We start from the raw sequence: 18,005 nt of genomic DNA, 5'->3' as shown, positions 1-18,005 counted from the left end.
ACCCAGTTCGTCAGCCTACTTTTCTATAGGTTCTGAATAGGCGCTCCACTGCGCAACACCTTCGGGCTCCGCATTTTTGACTTCAGTACTTTTAATGTCGCTCATTTCCATATCTAATTCCTTGCTGGCTTCTAATTCTTTGCTAAAATCTTCCGGCAAATTGGTTTGGCCTTCAGTTTCCTGTACCTGTTCTAATGGATTGGATACATATTTAAATTCTTTGCCCATACCTTTGATTTCGCCTTCATTCCATGGGCCGCGTACAGTACCGTCGGATAGATTATAAACATTTTGCAGGTAACGGGGATCGGCGCCTAATACCCCCGGAGGGAAGTTCGGCTGGATGCTATCTAAAGCCGCCTCGAACATTTTATAGTGGGTTACTTCCCGAGTCATTAAGAATGACAGCGTTTCCTTCACATACGGATCATCTGTAAATTTCATCAGGTGCTCATATACCAGTTTGGCACGAGATTCTGAGGCGAGGTTGCTGCGCAGATCAACAGTCAAATCACCATTAGAATGAATGTAGCTGGCACACCATGGTATTCCCTGGCTATTACGCAGTGTCGGACCGCCACCGGTAATGATCGGAAATTGTGGATTAGCGGTAAGCGCCGCATGAATTACACTTTCTTTTGCAGCCTTGCCGTTCATAGCCACCATGAAATCGGTTTGTTCGGCCGCGTCTTTCAGCTCGCCGTTGACGCCTTTCAATAACATTTGAATCGTAGCGCCTACGATCTCCAGGTGAGAAAACTCCTCGGTGGCAATATCCATCAGCATATCGTATTTGTCAGGATGGGGCATTTTAGCACCAAAAGCCTGAGTAAAATATTGCATAGCTGCTGCCAGTTCTCCATTTTCTCCGCCGAATTGTTCTAATAATAGGTTGGCAAAGCGAGGGTCGGGGCGTGAAACCCGAGCATTAAATTGTAGTGATTTAACGTGATGAAACATTTCTGTAATTTTAAAAGGTAAACGAATTTGATGTGCCGGACTAAGGCTTATATTGCGGAATAGCTGTGCTAATACAACTGGCCCCAACGATTAATGTTTTCACCTTTGGTTAATTTATTTTCTTATTTTTTAATATGCTTTGAAAAATTCAAACTGAGCGCAAAACATTTTCGAAAATATGCGGTTCTTGATACACAATTATTTTTATTGGCGCTTTACCGACGCGTTCTCGGTGTAATAAATTTTTATTCAGCAATTAAAATTTGATACAATGGACGCACTTTCACCTTGGGCCCGCGCAGTAGAAAATCTTTTCCATAAACGAGATCAGCCGACTATCGCCACCGAAGAAATTGATGGTTATACGTTCAAAGTCCACCTTCTCGGCAATTCGCTGTGGATCGTGGCCACCTGTCCTAAAGGCACCCAAGTGGTCCTTAGGCCCGCATACGCGCCCAACGGCTATTTGACTTCAGGCAAAATTGTCCGGGAGACAGACGGGATCAAGATCAACCTTAACTCCAGCATTGGCGATCATCAAGTTAATGTGAGTTTTCCCGAACCCGGTAAACCTTTGCTGCATTATACCACGACCTTAAAAACACGTGAGCAGCTTTTAATGCCATTCTGGCCCAGAGACATGGTGATTACGGGTCCTGTAGACAAGCAAGCAAAGCCTACAGGCACGGTGCATGTCAGCCAAATCGGCACGCGATCGGGCCTTCAGTATGTTACCTTGGATAAGCCGGCATCGGGCGCCCTGCTCTATTTCCAAAATTTAACAGCTTTAAATGCTTACGCACATGCAACGGAAACTTCGCTTGGCAATGTAGTCGGCGGCAGCTGGCCGGAGCTTGGCTTCGCTTTACCGCCGACCCTGAAAGAAAAGCCGCTGCCTGCGGATAAGGAGATCGTGCTTTCGGATGCCTTTATCGTCTTCAGCCCAGAGCAACCAAAAGATGAGTTGGAGCTTTCAAAGCAATTTCTGAACTTACTTGCCGATATTTATCTATATCTCCCGAAACCCGCAGTTGAATATTTTAATTGGCTGGGTATGGTCGACCAAGGCCTGCACGATTTAGAATTTAGTCATGGCTGCTGGTCACATGGCGCGGAAGAGGATTACCTGAATGCTTATGTAGCGGATTACGCAACGCCTCCTGAACTGATGGTGCAGCTGGCTGTATTGCTGCCACTTACAGACTATCACGACTGGTGCCAGGCTGAACTGCCAGCCATAAAGAAAATTAAAAACGGGCTGGATGCTTTTTATAGCGAAGAACTCAAGACGGTAGTCCGATTCCTTCCCGCACTGGCAAACCAATTAAGCGGCGATGAAGAACAATTGAAGCCCAATGTAATGGATTCTTGGTACCTGCATCATCCAATGCTGAATTTGGGCCGATTAGGTTTACGCGGCGATGAGCAAGCCAAAAAGTTGTTCCTGAATTCTTTGGATTTTACGATTCGGGTTGCACGTCATTTTAAATATAACTGGCCCGTAATGTATAACATGGAAACCTTGGAGGTTATTAAAGCCGAAACTCAGCCCGGTAAAGGCGGTGAGAAAGATGTTGCTGGTCTTTACGCGCTAGTTATGTTGCATGCCTGGCAACTAACCAAAGAAAATAAGTACCTGCTGGAGGCCAAAAAAGCCGCGAAAACACTGCACAGCAAAGGCTTTGACTTGTTTTACCAGGCCAACAACACCGCCTTCGGCGCCAACGCGATGCTTTGGCTTTACAAGGAGACAAAAGAAAAGAATTACCTCGATCTGGCTTACCTCTGTCTCGCCAATATATCCAAGAATTTTCAGTTATGGGAATGTAACTACGGATTTGCTAAGGACTACCGGACATTTTTTGCGATGTTTCCGCTAAATGATGCACCCTATACTGCAGCATATGAAGAGCAGGAGGTTTTTGCCGCATTACACAATTTCCTGTTGTATGCGGAGGATGAAGAGATCCTGCCATCGGTAACTATGCTAATTTCTGAATTTATCAAATACCTGTTACATCGAGCACCTTATTATTACCCGCCAAATCTGCCAAAGGAAATGCTGTCTGATGATGTAAAAACTGGCCAGGTGGACCACAAGCTATGGATTGCGATAGAAGATATTCATGACGGCTGGGAACAGTCCGGCACTGTCGGACAGGAAGTATACGGTGCCGGCGTGGCATTTGGAATTATACCTCGCCATTTCCATAAAATACCCGGCGAAGAGTTTATAATATTCAGTGACTACCCCACGGCTGATTTTAAGTACAATAAAGGGCAAGTGTCATTTACCGTAAAAGGTGACGAGCGGTTAAATTGCCGCTTGATGCTCATTAAGAATGGTAAATCGAAATTGCCTGATCTCAAACTAACGGGCGGCAATGCTGCCCTGTCAGGGGGGGTACATAAAGATGGACATATCGAATTTTTAATTAGCGGAAATCAGCTAATGAAAATCACATGGAAATCATGAACCAATAAAATTTACGTTCTAGCGCAACTCAAAAATTTCATTAGGTCTGCACCCAAGCAAATTAGCATTACACTAACATTCCCCCGCCGGTAGTGAATTCATGGTTTGTTATAGGGAAATGTTGTTCGCAGGTGACGGCCGTTTTGTTCTTGCATTGTTGAGTCAACTGATGGTATTCATCATTGCGCACAACACGGCGTTCGGAAGATTTATCAAGGGCAAAAGATTCTTCTTTTTCAGGACGAAATGATTATAAAAAAGAACATAAAAATGCGTTGCTATAACGTGAGTTAATGCGATGGCCAGTAAACCAGCGATAATGATAAAATATAGAAATAATTTTATGAATCGTGGAGCAAGCGACGAATAAATCAACACATTTTATAAAAGTTAAACTAGTGGAACAGAGTTTGCAGATTATCTGAAGATAAACAATGCAGTCTAATTTATCATTTCAAACATTAAATTCAACATCATGCCTACTACAAAAACAAGTTAAAAGGCGGCTGCAACAGTTGCAAGCCGCACGAAAGAAGCAGAAAGTGCTTTAAAAGAATTATATCCACGACAAAATGGCCCGGTACGGATTAACATACGAGCCCCACTGTTGATACTGGGCGTACGTGTTAGCATTAACGTCAGTGTGCTTTATTAATAATTTAACACGGTTATAGTCGCCATCGGACAAATCTTTAGCAATAGGTTGGTGATTTACATCAGCCAAAAAGCAATAGAGAAAACCGGCCTGCGCATTATAAGGATCACCCGGTTGATCGGACTTCGCATGATGGACGTGATGAGAGATCACATAAATTTCTTCAGGTATAAAGTTAATCGTGAGATTTTGAGTAATAAACCGCCAGAAATTATTTCGGAACTTATAGGCACCATGGGTACAATACCGATGATGCCATATGGTGCCATGCGTACCCATAATGATCATGCCGTAAACAAATGCCGCAAGAATAGTTCACCAGCTTAAATAGTCAATCAAAAACAGGCCAAAGAATACAGCCAGGCAGGCAACTTTTAACCAACTGAAAAACGGAAGCCAGTTTTTGCGGGATTTAAAAATGTTTAGTCGTGAAAAAAACTCGCGAAAAATCTGACTGGTGTTTGGTTTAATCAGTTCTCCATCCTTATTTTTCCATCCATAAGAAGGGATTTGTAATATATCACCTAAATACGGCATTAGTACATTTTGGTAAATTGGGGAAAGGAATCAGCTATTTGTGCTGAAACCAAATTTACCGCGAGCGATTTTTACATCGGTGGTTAAACCCACCATTAAGCGCTGGAAAATTACTCCGTTTACTAATATTTGTTAATATACAGCTACGACTATTGTAAAAAAGCACCCCTTTGAAAGACGAGCGCTTTTATAAGACCGTCTGCCTTGGAAAATCACTAAGTAGTTGCGTTTATCAGTCATTTGATGGCCAAAGGCTTGGGTTATCTCTAACGTTATTTAAGTATTCGATCAATTCGGTTACCTCTTCTAAATTCAGCTCCAGGTTAACATCGGCGGTGTAGGGAAACAATAAACCCGGTTTTTCAAAAGTGATAAAACCATAATAATCCGGGTCTTTGCTATTTTCCAAATGAGGTGTACTTTCTTTGCTTCTAATTAATAGCGGGTTACCGGTGTCAATATTGTTGAAAACGCTATAAGTGTGCGTAATGATAGTATGACCGTCTAAATGGGCCTCGGTGTCAGGAATGATCAACAACCGTAAATTGCTTTTCAATGTAACGCATAGGGTTGCCATGCATCTCTGCTATTAGTATTAGTTTGTGATTTTTACAAAGTGCGTTGACGATAAACTTAAACGAACTTTAGCAAGCCGTAATGTTCGTCCTTAATGTACGACCAGATGTTCAAGATTTTGCAGATCGGTTTTCTGCTTTTTCTTTTTGTGAATCCTTGCCTCCATATAGTCCGTAGCACGGTTTTTCTCCGGTTTCAAATCCATTTTTATAGCCCGTTTCTTCTCGTATAAATAAGTGATTGCAGCTGCGGCTACTACTCCGAATAAGGCTATAGCAACAATTCCAACAGTGCCTGTTTTACGTTTAGCCAATATGCTTCTCATGGCGTACTAACAATATATAAGTGATTCAGTTCCGATTATTTATAAATGGTTAAATATTTTTTAAATATTTAAAATTAGGTTTTTATAATTTGAGTTGCGCGCTTATTAAATACTCATTTAAGGAAGTGTTGACCTTCAACCAGAACCTTAATGTAAATACATCGGAAAATCTTCAAGTTAAGTAATTGTTACAATTCGATAACGATTTATAACAATTAAAAAGAATTCGTAAGTGGTGGGTAACATATGAAACACGATCCGATGTATATTCCGCGTCGGCCTCTACAGACTGACATGGAAATAAAGTAAAAAAATTCTTTTTTTAGCGATTTATACCACAAATGTAAAAACCGCTCGAGGTAAGTTTACAAAGACATAAGCTCGTAAACATGACAAAGCAGGATACAGTTGTGCTGTTAGATTTAATGGATAAGATCAAACGTCTTAACGCAGAAATAGCATCCTTAAAGGCAGAGCGCGAACGATTGTTTTCAGCCGCGAAACAATCTATACTTAAGAAGCGGAACATGCAGGCATCTAATTGATGAAAATTAGACATTGATTATTACATACCAGTAAACTATAATTATGAGAAAAAATTTGACAATTGTTGCGTTGATTATTTCTGTTATAATAACTTCTTCATGTAAGGAGGGATTCAGCGGGCAAAAATCGGACTCGACTATGCTGGATACCAATACACGCGATTCGGCTGCGGCATTAAGTGAAGCCGCACACCATGTGGATAGCCTAAAAGGCGATTCCAGCAAAAAGAGAAAATAAGCAAAACAATACTTTCACCCCTGAAATAACCTTCCTCATTATTAACAAATGGCAACAGTAATAACGTACCAAGTATGGGCTTATTGGCGTTCTCGCAGACCTAAATTCAGTAATAGCTGATACGTGATCGTACGGCAACTGTCCAATATGAGACCGGTTTGATTTAAGGTCTCTCCCAAAGGATAAAGCTTTAAGCTGTGGTTTATGCGAACGTGCCGGCAAATATCTTTCGATCGTAGTTAGTTCGTCGTCGGCATCAAGTGGCTTAGCTATAAAGTCGTCATACCCATAATGGCGTTGCTATTAATCATATTTATACTAGTTTATTTAGCAAAAGATAGCCTTAATTTGTGTTTTATTTAGTTGCTGACGGCTTAGCTGAGGAAATCGGTACGTTAACTTTAACAAAGCCCATGGGTCTAAGCGATGTGCCTATGACCCGAACCGGCAAGACCCAATTATTAACCGTAGCATGGTACACTTGGCGGAATTATTGCAGGTTCAGATATGAAAGCCTTACGTAAATAATAATAGGTATCCGTAAAAAAGGAGGAATTATGCCCTGGAATAACGGCGATTGTCCGCCATTTTACAAGAACCAACCAATATATGTTCGTGACGAAGTGTTGGCAGATGAAAATACATAATAAAATAGACACCCCCGCCATTTATTAAACAAAATCATCTAAAAATTAGACGTTGGAACATTTCTGCACGGAGGTGCTTATCGGCCTACAGAAAAGCACGAAGGTTGTATCCTATGTTGCATTTGCGGGTTGAAGTCTTTAAACTGGCAACTTGACTTTACATTTATATCTTTGAATCGCATGGACAACGTAATTGATATCCCAATAAGTTTTCGAGATGAGTTGCTTGAATTTAAGGGAATTGTATAACGTTTTGGTTACATTTATAGAATTACCGTGGACGTTCAGGATACAGTCATTCAATTCGAACAAGACGAAGAAGGAAATTATCGCGCTCTTTTCAAAGACAGCCCGGTGGCTTCCGAAAACCGTTGCGTAAATAAGCCATTTATTGAGGCTATTTCTAAAGTATTAACTTTAATGACCCGACGACAGCGGAATGAACCTGACGGAATTTAAAGGACTGCCTCCACATGATCAGGCAGAATTTAGCTCGACTGGAAGTCAATCGGTCAACGAACCGAAAGCTTCTTGAGAATTATGCGCTACTCTTTGCCGCAATTTTATGTGGAGGTAATTTATGATATGACACAGAGCAAAACGGGATCACGGCTATTGTATCATTTTCTAATTCGGACCGCCTTGCCTCTTATTAGCGAGGAAGGCCTTCAAAATTCCATTGATTGAATAATGATCAATTTGAAATACGGCAAAATATCGGATACCTGTGCAGTAAAGATTTATCCTCAGGACGGACAGTAAAACAGCTACTTTTGATGTTCGACATAAACATGACCATATCGGAGGTTCTGCAACCTATAATTTTTGAGCGTTAGATGAGCGATACCGGCTGGAAATAGCCCACTTCACACCAAATATATCAACTTTGGGATCAGTGTCTGGAGTTAGAGGCTTAGCCAACAGCTCCATAATGTCCACGTCTAGGATATCGGCAATTTAAAATAATGGTTGTAAAGTACGTTTGGATCTGTCCAATTCAATGTTACTGTAGGCGTTTTAGGAGATCTTCAGCTTGACCGCCAAGTAGTATTGGATATAGTCTTTTGGACACCCGTAGTGTTTTTAATGTTTGAGACCACCTCCCTATCGCTTACCATCTGATTTGTCATGAGGTAATGATTAAATAAGTTGAATTTGAAAAAGAGCCCTCGGGTTCGAAGATCAGGTAAATAGGCTGTGACAGCTAGGTCATTGATAGGATTTAGGAAATCCTCCAGATCGAAAGGTTTGGCAATAAGATCGTCGCAGCAAAGGTGCCTCTAGAAATAGCTATCATTAGAATAGGCGCTGAAGATAATTATCGGAATAACTGCAAATTCCGGATCACTTTTAAGTTTGGTGCACCAAAAACCGCCATCTATCCCATTTAACGCAAAGTCCAACAGAACTGATACCATCAACTAACGTTAATAATGATAAAGCCTTAACGATTTGAAAATCAATAAAAAGCTATTTCGTAGGAAATGGCTTTTTATTTTTCACACAGCTCGATTTATATATTTCTTTCCATTTGTTCAAATACTTCTTCCTATCGACAAAGCACTGCCTCTGAAGCTAAACGAAATAACGTTTTTCACCTTGCTACATCAAAACAGATGCTTTGTTTTAAATTAATTTATATTTAATTTCTTTAATTACAAATAAAAGGCACTGTAATTGCAACATTGGCGAAAGTGCTCGATAAGCGCCAACAGTTAGAAAAATAAGACACAAAATACTGTAAAATAAATTCACTATTAGTTAAACGATTATATAATGCAAGACATTAATAAAGTAAAACAAATCCACTCAGAATTTAAACAAAGCATCTGGTTAGATTTTATTGACCGTAACATCATGCATTCGGGCAAGCTGCAAAACCTGATTGATGAAGATGGCATTCGCGGCGTTACTTCTAATCCGGCAATTTTCGAGCAGGCTATCAATTCCAGTTCCGACTATGACGCCGATATATTAATGTTGTCAAAGTCCGACACAGATCCCGAGCGTATTTTCTTTCAGCTTGCTATCAGCGACATTCAAAATGCTGCTGATCTTTTCGCACCAGTTTATAACGAAGAAATAAGCGGAGCAGACGGATACGTAAGTCTCGAAGTATCACCCCTGTTGGCATTAGATGAACAGGGAACTATCGAACAAGCAAGAGAGCTTTGGCACAAGGTGGCACGCCAAAATGTAATGATCAAAATACCGGGCACGCTACCTTGCCTACCTGCTATCCGAACGGCCATAAGCGAGGGGATTAATATTAATGTGACCTTATTGTTTGGCCTCAAACGTTACGAAGCAGTTGCTATGGCTTATATCGAAGGTTTGGAAGATCGCCTGGCTTCAGGACAGGACGTTAGTAAAGTCGCCTCGGTTGCCAGCTTCTTTTTAAGTCGAATAGACCTCTTGGTAGATCCGCTACTGGACGCTAAAGACCAAAGCGAATTGAGAGGTGAAGCAGCTATTGCATCGGCTAAAGTAGCATATGCGCTATATCGTCGGCTTTTTAGCGGCGAACGTTGGCAAAAGCTTGCCGACGCTGGTGCCAAGCCCCAGCGATTACTCTGGGCCAGTACAGGCAATAAAAACCCGGTTTATCGCGACACGCGGTATGTTGAGGAATTAATTAGCCCGAATACTGTAAATACAGCTCCCCTGTCTACAATCGATGCTTTTCGTGATCATGGTAATGCTGCAGCCCGACTGGAGGTTGGCCTCGAAAAAGCTATCTACTTATTAGAAGCTTTAGCCAATGCCGGCATAAACATGGAGGCAATAGCCTTACAATTAGAAATAGAAGGCATTCATAAATTTAAAGTCCCTTACCAAAAACTGCTGGATGCAGTTAGCTCAAAAACTACCAATTATAAAATAGATATTAAAAAGGAAACTATGGAATTCAACGAAAAAGCAATTGATGTGATCAATGATTTGATCAAACTAAACAACGACAGAGTTGCCGGGTTCAATAAAGCTGCGGAGGATCTGAAGGACGACACAAGCGATGTTGTACCAATCTTCAGTCGGCTGGCGGGTGAAAGTAGTCAGTACGTTAACGAATTGACAAATGTTGCCCAACAACACAACGGCGAAGTAGCCAGGGGAACCAGCACATCTGGTAACTTGCACCGCGCTTGGATCGATATTAAATCGGCGTTTACCGGTAGCGATTTACTTTCCATTCTCAATGAATGCGAGCGAGGCGAGGACGCAGCTAAAGCTGCCTACCGCGATGCACTCGATCCAGATAATAATTTAAGCGCCGAATTGGCATTATTACTACAATCGCAGCAATTAGGTATTAGTGAGGGTCATGATCTCATCAAATCCTTGCGTGATGAAGTCAGCGCAACAAATGATGATAACGACTACCAAAATGAGATTGGTAACGATGAATCAATGACTGAATCAGCTAATGAAGATGCAGCCTACGAGTATGAAGGCCGGGCAGCTTTAGCTTATCAGCCTGAAACTAATGACCAGGAAAAAGAATGGCAAGAAGAGGAAGAAACTGTTGCCGGGGATTCCAAACTAATGGAATTTTTTATTGACGAGTTAAAAGATCTTCTTTGGGCCGAACGTGAACTAGTGGACACATTGCCGGATATTGCGGATGCTGCGACCTCAGTGGAGCTTAAAATGGCTTTCGAGCAGCACTTAACAGAAACCCGAACTCATGTTGCTCGGCTCGAACAAGCATTTGGTATACTTGGTCTCGAACCTGAGAGCCGTAAATGTGAAGCGATGTCGGGCATATTGGATGAGGGCGATGAAATTATCAGCGCTACTGAAGAGGGTACTGCCCAGCGCGATGTAGGATTGATCTTCGCAGGACAAAAAGTTGAACACTATGAAATTGCATCGTATGGCGGCATGATTGCACTGGCAAAAACGTTGGGCTATTACGAAATTGCCGAACTGTTCGTACTTACATTGGACGAAGAAAAAACTGCAGACGCTAAGCTGACTGACATTGCGGAAACCCAGGCCAACTATGAAGCCAGCGTCGAACCTTCAGACGATTAAGAGAACGCGTTAATTAACCGATCAATAATTCTGAAATATTTCGGTTAAACTTTTGAAATAAAATCCCTTGCGAAAACTACTTCACTGCAAGGGATTTTTTTGTTCTTATACTAGCAAATCTTCTCGAAGCCTGTAACGATTCTTATGAAACGTGATAAGTATAAAGTACCATAGTTACCCATTTACCGATAAATAACAGCGGGATAACTGTGGGAGAAACCGCTGGAATACCCTGTTTAGCTGACGACTGTATACAGGCGGGTAATTATTGTCGGAAGCCACGGCCCTGTATTTTTATGATGTCCACGCAATTGCGTATTTATGCCAAGTTAGAAATCACATTAAAAACCAATAATCATCCTAGTCGATTCTACCTATTTTCTTCTTGTAACTCTTTTACTTGAGCCGTATGACTAGTGAATCGTTTTTTGTTAAGCTTCTCCGATAAAATTCGATTTTTAGATCACTTAAGTGAGCAATTACAAAGACTTATTTTATTTGATCTTTGGCTTCATGTATACTACCTTCAACTCCTTTAAAACAAAAACTATCTTTGAATAAACATTCGCTGAAGCTCAATTCACTGACCCCAGAGACTGTATGAGCTCACGGTATAAAGACCCATCACCTTTACACATGACTTTTAACAGGAATTTCTTTTTCCGTAAATACTTTTTAAGGTGTTTAAGGTCAAAAGTCGACATCCAATTTATATTATATATCAGATCGGCATATTTAACCGTCTGGGCGAGCGGGCTAATTGTTGCTAACCGTTCCGCTTCTTTCTCTTTTCGTACAGATTTTTTCCATTCCGGAAACTTGTCTTTTGTGAAAACATTTGTAAGCTCTACCACCGCATTGACTATAACCAACGCGTGTGCTTTGCTATAATTAAAGTTAAGCAGCGCGCAGTGCAGTCCATCAATCGTAACAGCTGTATCTTCTAAAAGATCATGACAAAGGCCTATTTCATAGCCTAAAGGATCTACATCAGCCATTTCAGCAACTGCTTTTAAATGGTGAATGTAAGGTAATGTTGTTTTCCTGACCAACTGATCCTTATGCTGTCGTTCAACCCAAGTCAGGAGTTTTCCCCGGCTGGTCATCGGATTTTGTCCAGCTTGAAATATCCTAAATGGATTTTATCATCAGGCAGATTGTTTTGAGCATCGACTACGATCTTATATTTTACTTTGAGATGGGGGGCAATCAGATCTTCAATATGATGTATGCTGTCTATGTCGACGCCATACTTTTCATCAATATGAGCAGTTGCAATACCTTTTAAAGAGTTTGTTTTAAAAAACAGATCGTTTTTTGCCGCCTGGACCGCCTTAGACCGGCTCTCTTGAATGGTAAGAACGGTATAATGCTGCTCTTCGAGCTTACCTGACGTGTAACCCCCAAGGTTTAAGAAGAAAAGTTTATGAGTTGATATTGGCACTACTCCATTATTTTGAACAACCCGTACTGCGTAGTCATCCACTTTTGTAACTTCTCTCCAGCCGTCAATATGCAGGCTTGCACCGGCTTCTGGCCAAAATGCCTTTACATCGGGAATAAGCGCGGCTAAATTTTCAGCAATACCGAAAAAATAATCATGCTGTTCCACAACCCTTCCAGGAGCTTCCGCCCCTAATAATAATAAATAAAGCTTCATTGTATTAAACGTTCAATTATGATACCAGACGCCTGTTGCTACCGCTACATCATAAGTCTGGTTCTAGTTCTTAGCGACAGGTTAAAGCCCGTCGCTATATCCGAGCATTTATGCCCATTATAGTCATTATTCTAAAATATTTTAATTTCAATATTGGGTAATGTTAAATAACCGGATCCACTAATATTAATAGCTGCCTAAATAAGCTTTTCGACGATCCGGGCGGATGCCGCCTCACCAAAATCCAGACCTGAATAATCTGGATTAAACCCTCCAATGAATGGAACCGCCATCATAAATATTTTCTCATTAATTTCCCCGGAATTATTGATAACCCGAAAATAATCATCGATTGTGATGCCAGGAACTTTTAAATAGTAATCTCCTGTGGTATCACAATAAACATTTTTATTACCTCCATTAACGTAGGTTTTTGCAATTTGAGGGTCGCTGAATTTTATTTTGGCTGCAGACACGGTTTGGTCAGCGATCAAACTGGGGAATGGTATTTCGTCGTAATTGAGATGGGGTTGACCAATGCAATCAATAAATGTCTCATAATAAGACGACACTTTTTGTCCTGTCTCGTCGATATAATGGTAGTAAATACCCCCATCTTTTACGCTCTCAATCTGGCTTTTATCCCCTACTGTGATCAAATCCAAAAGCCCGGCATCATATAGCGCGATCATTTCTTCTACCGAGTCCTGCGGAGCGAATGCGATAACAATAGCGATCAATGGCATCAAAGTCTTCTGTAAGCGCAGCATATCTTCCGCTGAAAAATATTTCGCTGGATAATTCATCGCGAAACTTAAAATGGCCAGCATTTCTTTCCAGTATACCGAGCGCTTTAGCGCAATCGAACGTTCAGCTTCTGCATACTCTGCTTTTAATAGCTCAAAGGCTGGTGTATCTTCACGCCTGATCATCATCAGTTCCACAAAATCTTCCAGGCTAAGATCTTTGATTAACTCATAAAAATCAGGCCTGTTATGTTTCAGCCCTTCTAAAAAGTTTCGTTGATAAACATAGTCAAGCGGTAGAAAACCATGATGCTGCGCACGCACATGCTCCACCTCTTTCGGATCAAGTACTGAATCTTTCGCTAAGTGTGAATCTTCCAAGTGAAAGCGTACAGCAGGCAGCAAACCATTTCTTGAATGCAGTATAATTTTAAATTTAGGGCAGTCTTTGTTCAATCGGTAAATTTTCTTACCATGCTCATCAAGCGAGAACGATCCGTTATTCAACGATAATGTGCGTAGCGCATCAATCGCGGTAAGCGACGCCCCACGTATAGCGACGCTTTGATTGACCAGATGAGTTAATTTATGAGGCGGATAAGGCGAATCGAAATAGCCCGGTACAATATCTTCATAATGCTTCGACCAGTAATGGCCGCTGCACACAACAACTTTGTTAAACGAAAAGACGCGATTATCCCTGCTAATAAGTTCAACTTTGTTAATTGCCGCCAGGTCCCGGATATCTTTGATGTGCGTTTGGTAATGCACTATTACTTTTAAGCCCATTCGTTCGGCTTTTGCTAAAATGAAGCTAAATTGCTGAGAAAGGTATTCGCCAAACAACAGTCGCGGAAGAACTTTGTATTCATTGAAATTTTTGACGGTTATATCATAACTATTGGCAACGCTGTGATTCATACCCACCCAATCTTCAACAGTAGTGAAGAGGTCGGGTATTTCATTACCGGAAACATTAGTAATATGTTCCGCTCGTGCGCCTTCATCACTGTAAGGCATTCCGGCTCCCAATTTGTTCTTTTTTTCAAAGATATCAACGCGAAAGTCTGATCGTCCCAATTCGATAAGCCGTTTCAGCACAAACATCGCACTCGGGCCTCCCCCGATTATACCGATATGCATCACTACGCGGCGATAAGATTCTTGCCGTGTTTACGGTCTTTCAGTTTTTTTAGGTCAGCTTTTAAATCGATTAAGATTTTCAGATCGAATAATTGTACTTGACGTAATTTGTCTTCAGTTTTCATAATATATAGATTGCAATTCTTATTACATATATCGTTCCGAACTTTAAAATTGCCATTTAAGTGCATTTACTTGAATGGAAAATAAATTTCTTACTAGGATATGCCTGTTATTAAATGCACTGCGTACTGAATAAACTGCGGCAAGCGTTAATCAAACACTATCTATTAAAAATGTCCTTGAGCGCATAGTTTATGCAGACAATTAAAATCTCATAATGCCACTCATGACGGTGAAGCTGAAAATGAAGACGGCGGAATATAAGGGAGCCAGCACCGCGGATGGATTACCGTAAAAGAAGCTTACCGGGATTGACGATACGGCCTTAATAGAAGGGATCCAAACGGGTGAGAAAGCGGCAGTTGCCAAATATGACGAATATATTTCCGATCATGCCGACCATCTGGAATTATTAAAAAGCGAGCGCGAAGAGATTGAAACTGCATTGAACGAAATCGAAAGCCTTAAGCTGCAATAACAGGTAATACAGACAAAAGCGGCAGCGCTGAAGCGCTGCCGTATAGCTAACAATCGTCAAAGCAACACAAGATGTATCCTTTAGGCATGATCTTGTTTCCTTAACTGTTTCTGGTGTTCTTTATCTGCCCTTTTCTTTTGCTTTAAAGCCTTTTTGTTTGCCTTATTTAAAGCTTGCTGCTCTTTTGGAGCAAGTGGATGCGACACCGCTTGCTGTTGGGTATCACCAACCCCAACACATGGCTTTAATCCACTGAGCAGCGTTTGCCATAACGATTTGAAAAAAGAATAGCTCGCAGGACGTATAAAAAGTATCCTTGCGTGCCGTGGTGGCTGATCTTTGTTATCAGGGTTATCATTTTTAATCAACAGGTTATTGGCCACAAATGATTTTATGGGACTCAGCTCATATTTCTTGTGGACGCCTGAATTGAGCAAGGCAATATTCAGATTGTTATACAGCAGCGTTACGTCTCCGGTACTTTTTCTACGATTACTTTGAATATTAAAATCAAGGCTTTTGACCTGTCCGGTTTTGATCTCCACCAATGCCAGCGGCATAACTGCCGGATTAACCAATGGAATTTCCATTGGGCCCAGATGTCCTTTATAAGCAAAGGAGCATGCAATATCGATCAAATTAAAAGAAAATTGCAGGTCGAGCTTGCCTTTCCCCATGAAATAACTTTGCGTTATTACTTTACAATACGGATTCTTAACCAGGAAGGGCTTATAATTTGTAATGTTTAGAAACCTGCCTGAGATATTGTCAAATAAGATCCACCCTGTTTTCCCGGCATCTTTATTATATTCCTGATAAGAGACTTTAAATCTCCTGATATCAAGGGTATCTACTGCTAATATCGTCGACATCTTTCTTAACGCTTTATTCGGGAAAGTAACAACCCTATCAGATTTCTTTATCAGCCCGTGAGGATTACTGAAATCTTCGAATTCGCCATTATAACATGTAATTTTATGAACGAACAGCATTTGTTTAAGCCTGAAGGTTTCCAGATCTGCATGATTCAGGATCACGGAATCTAAATTCAAACTAAAGCGGTCATCACGACTTTTTTGAAAAAATGACGTTACGGGTAAGGGCTTTAATATAATACCCGCAAGTTTTAGACAGGCATCCTGGCTATTATAGGTAATGGAACGCAAGTTATACTGGTATAATCCACCGGCGGAAACCCCGTGGATATTGTGCAGGTCCGTATGAATATTACGGCAAAACAATGTGCGCGTCGTATCTGCCTGCGTTGCAGAATCAATTAAAAGATCGTAAGCCCGCAGACTCATATCCTTTAGCCGGATTGTTTCGGTCTTGGAAGAGCTATAATCTTTATAATTTAAGCGGATATGGTCGACAGCGATCAAGTCCACATCAATCAAACGGAGACTTTTTTTGATTTGCTGGTAAATGGTTTTGGCTTCCTTTTGAGGTTTGGCAAGAGCGCGGTCCGGATAGATGTTAAGTGCAACGTCCGGGCTATCCAAAGCAATTAAGCCAATTTCCAGCTTTCTATGTAGCAGATAAGCCCAGAGATGCGCACCGGAAAGCGACAAATGACCAGCCGAAATTTTTATCAGAAAGGATGGTTTGCCTTTATCGTTTCGCTGACGCTCAAAGACTGCGGTGTCCGGTATTAAGGTAATGTTTTTAAATGTGGCTTTGCCTTGCAGTACATGTAAGTCTAGACTGCTGAAATTCACCTGGTATAAGCCGTTACTAGCCTTGATAACAGCAGATTTAATTTTCCTGGTTAGTACGGGTGCTAAGAGGGTGTTAATCAATAAAAGGCTCATTAAAATAAAAAAGCCTATTGTGCCAATTACGAATAAGACAATACGCGATCTTTTTTTGATTTTCATTTAGTTGTTTTATAAGCAACCAAATGGCAGCAATAATACAACGTACCAAGTATTGATTTGTTAGCGTTCTTGCAAACCGAAATTCAGGAATAACTGATTACGTTGCAGTACCGCAATGTTCCAAATATGAGACCGGTTTGATTGAGCACCTTTCCCAAATGATAAAGCTTTTAGTCGTGGCTTATGTTGAACGTGCCGGCAAATATTTTTTGATCGTAGCCAGTACGTCGTCGACATCAAATGGCTTAGCAATAAAGTCATCATACCCATAATTTCCCGGTGATTCAATTACCCGCGAATGCGCCGATAAGAAAATCACCGGGATGTGTTTAGTATGTACGTTTTTCTTGATCTGCGCACAAAACTCCCCGCCGTTAATACCAGAAAGTATAAAATCCATCAAAATAATATCGGGTTGGCTATTGTCTATCTCAGTGAAAATGTCTTGTACCTGATTTAGTGTTGTCACCTGATATTCTTGCGGTTCTAATAGCTCTGTCATCAGATCGAGTACATCTTGCTGATCATCGATAATCAATATCCTTTGCCGCCTGTTGCGGCTTTCAGAGTTATTCACTGTCAAGTCCCCTGCCAGTTTTGTGCTGTAGTTCTTCGATCCTTTTCGAAGCTTGAGCCTTAGTTAAACTTTCATTAAACTCCTCACCTGCTTCAGTACTCAAGGTCGTCAGGTAAGATTGTTGAGCACCAGTCATCGGCTCATCGCCAGTGGTCCAGTCATCCGGATCTTTAATTGTATTTGATCCCTTGATCCCTGTTAAATCTTCAGCACTCTCGTCTCCCCGAAAAAGCTTCTCTTCGTTATCGTTGCTATAAATCATCTTATACTAATTTATTTAGCAACAGATAGCTTTAATTTGTGTTTTACTTAGTTGCAAATTGATTTATCACAAGTAATTGACGCTACTTCGAAAGTTGCAAGTATTTGATATCAATAACAGATAGGTGACCACTGATTACAGTCTG

The 18,005-nt window shown here is 41.0% G+C and carries 18 protein-coding genes; 5 read left to right on the top strand and 13 right to left on the bottom strand.

The window, feature by feature from the left end; translation table 11 throughout:
- Positions 1 to 15 precede the first annotated feature (15 nt).
- Positions 16 to 960 (bottom strand): manganese catalase family protein, encoded by a 945-nt coding sequence (locus tag GSY63_RS03055; protein WP_166584356.1) that lies wholly within the window; start codon positions 958 to 960, stop codon positions 16 to 18.
- Between the two features lie 271 nt (positions 961 to 1,231).
- Between GSY63_RS03055 and GSY63_RS03050 the strand changes: the two genes are divergently transcribed.
- A complete protein-coding gene (locus GSY63_RS03050; RefSeq protein WP_166584355.1) occupies positions 1,232 to 3,436 on the top strand; it encodes a glycoside hydrolase family 88 protein in 2,205 nt (734 codons plus the stop codon).
- Positions 3,437 to 3,992: 556 nt separating this feature from the next.
- Here GSY63_RS03050 and GSY63_RS24770 read toward each other — a convergent pair.
- The 4 genes from GSY63_RS24770 to GSY63_RS03035 form a co-directional block, all read right to left on the bottom strand.
- Complete coding sequence (locus tag GSY63_RS24770) at positions 3,993 to 4,403, bottom strand: fatty acid desaturase (RefSeq protein ID WP_317168535.1); 411 nt, start codon at positions 4,401 to 4,403, stop codon at positions 3,993 to 3,995.
- 3 nt (positions 4,404 to 4,406) lie between these two features.
- Positions 4,407 to 4,628: a hypothetical protein gene (locus GSY63_RS24765; protein WP_243749139.1), complete on the bottom strand. Its 222-nt coding sequence runs from the start codon at positions 4,626 to 4,628 to the stop codon at positions 4,407 to 4,409.
- 232 nt (positions 4,629 to 4,860) lie between these two features.
- Positions 4,861 to 5,205 carry a hypothetical protein gene (locus tag GSY63_RS03040; RefSeq protein WP_166584354.1) on the bottom strand — a complete coding sequence of 115 codons (345 nt, stop codon included), beginning with the start codon at positions 5,203 to 5,205 and terminating at the stop codon, positions 4,861 to 4,863.
- Positions 5,206 to 5,295: 90 nt separating this feature from the next.
- Positions 5,296 to 5,529, bottom strand: a complete 234-nt coding sequence (locus GSY63_RS03035; protein ID WP_166584353.1) for a hypothetical protein — start codon at positions 5,527 to 5,529, stop codon at positions 5,296 to 5,298.
- 389 nt (positions 5,530 to 5,918) lie between these two features.
- Between GSY63_RS03035 and GSY63_RS03030 the strand changes: the two genes are divergently transcribed.
- The 3 genes from GSY63_RS03030 to GSY63_RS03020 all read left to right on the top strand — a co-directional run bounded on the left by GSY63_RS03030 (position 5,919) and on the right by GSY63_RS03020 (position 7,418).
- Entirely contained in the window at positions 5,919 to 6,074 is a 156-nt protein-coding gene (locus tag GSY63_RS03030; RefSeq protein ID WP_166584352.1) for a hypothetical protein, read from the top strand.
- A gap of 43 nt (positions 6,075 to 6,117) precedes the next feature.
- Positions 6,118 to 6,312 carry a hypothetical protein gene (locus GSY63_RS03025; RefSeq protein WP_166584351.1) on the top strand — a complete coding sequence of 65 codons (195 nt, stop codon included), beginning with the start codon at positions 6,118 to 6,120 and terminating at the stop codon, positions 6,310 to 6,312.
- Between the two features lie 923 nt (positions 6,313 to 7,235).
- A complete protein-coding gene (locus tag GSY63_RS03020) occupies positions 7,236 to 7,418 on the top strand; it encodes a hypothetical protein (protein WP_166584350.1) in 183 nt (60 codons plus the stop codon).
- Between the two features lie 821 nt (positions 7,419 to 8,239).
- Here the strand turns inward: GSY63_RS03020 and GSY63_RS03015 are convergent.
- On the bottom strand, positions 8,240 to 8,377 hold the full coding sequence (locus tag GSY63_RS03015; RefSeq protein WP_166584349.1) for a response regulator: 138 nt from the start codon (positions 8,375 to 8,377) through the stop codon (positions 8,240 to 8,242).
- A 358-nt stretch (positions 8,378 to 8,735) separates the two neighbouring features.
- Here GSY63_RS03015 and tal point away from each other — a divergent pair, with 358 nt between their 5' ends.
- A complete protein-coding gene (gene tal, locus GSY63_RS03010; RefSeq protein WP_166584348.1) occupies positions 8,736 to 10,994 on the top strand; it encodes a transaldolase in 2,259 nt (752 codons plus the stop codon).
- A gap of 575 nt (positions 10,995 to 11,569) precedes the next feature.
- Here tal and GSY63_RS24670 read toward each other — a convergent pair.
- The 7 genes from GSY63_RS24670 to GSY63_RS02980 all read right to left on the bottom strand — a co-directional run bounded on the left by GSY63_RS24670 (position 11,570) and on the right by GSY63_RS02980 (position 17,860).
- Positions 11,570 to 12,100, bottom strand: a complete 531-nt coding sequence (locus GSY63_RS24670; protein WP_208094449.1) for a hypothetical protein — start codon at positions 12,098 to 12,100, stop codon at positions 11,570 to 11,572.
- Positions 12,097 to 12,654 (bottom strand): DUF1543 domain-containing protein, encoded by a 558-nt coding sequence (locus GSY63_RS03000; RefSeq protein ID WP_166584347.1) that lies wholly within the window; start codon positions 12,652 to 12,654, stop codon positions 12,097 to 12,099. The genes GSY63_RS24670 and GSY63_RS03000 overlap by 4 nt, the downstream gene beginning before the upstream one ends.
- 197 nt (positions 12,655 to 12,851) lie before the next feature.
- Positions 12,852 to 14,543 carry an FAD/NAD(P)-binding protein gene (locus GSY63_RS02995; protein ID WP_166584346.1) on the bottom strand — a complete coding sequence of 564 codons (1,692 nt, stop codon included), beginning with the start codon at positions 14,541 to 14,543 and terminating at the stop codon, positions 12,852 to 12,854.
- Positions 14,544 to 14,545: 2 nt separating this feature from the next.
- Positions 14,546 to 14,668, bottom strand: a complete 123-nt coding sequence (locus GSY63_RS24950; protein ID WP_262887325.1) for a hypothetical protein — start codon at positions 14,666 to 14,668, stop codon at positions 14,546 to 14,548.
- A 556-nt stretch (positions 14,669 to 15,224) separates the two neighbouring features.
- Positions 15,225 to 17,021: a YjdF family protein gene (locus tag GSY63_RS02990; RefSeq protein WP_166584345.1), complete on the bottom strand. Its 1,797-nt coding sequence runs from the start codon at positions 17,019 to 17,021 to the stop codon at positions 15,225 to 15,227.
- Between the two features lie 181 nt (positions 17,022 to 17,202).
- Entirely contained in the window at positions 17,203 to 17,598 is a 396-nt protein-coding gene (locus tag GSY63_RS02985; RefSeq protein WP_166584344.1) for a response regulator, read from the bottom strand.
- Positions 17,591 to 17,860, bottom strand: coding sequence for a DUF3072 domain-containing protein (locus tag GSY63_RS02980; RefSeq protein WP_166584343.1), 270 nt, complete (start codon positions 17,858 to 17,860; stop codon positions 17,591 to 17,593). The genes GSY63_RS02985 and GSY63_RS02980 overlap by 8 nt, the downstream gene beginning before the upstream one ends.
- Between the last annotated feature and the right edge of the window lie 145 nt (positions 17,861 to 18,005).

It is taken from the genome of Mucilaginibacter agri (assembly GCF_009928685.1).
Lineage (GTDB): Bacteria > Bacteroidota > Bacteroidia > Sphingobacteriales > Sphingobacteriaceae > Mucilaginibacter > Mucilaginibacter agri.
This window is presented reverse-complemented; position numbering and strand designations above follow the sequence as displayed.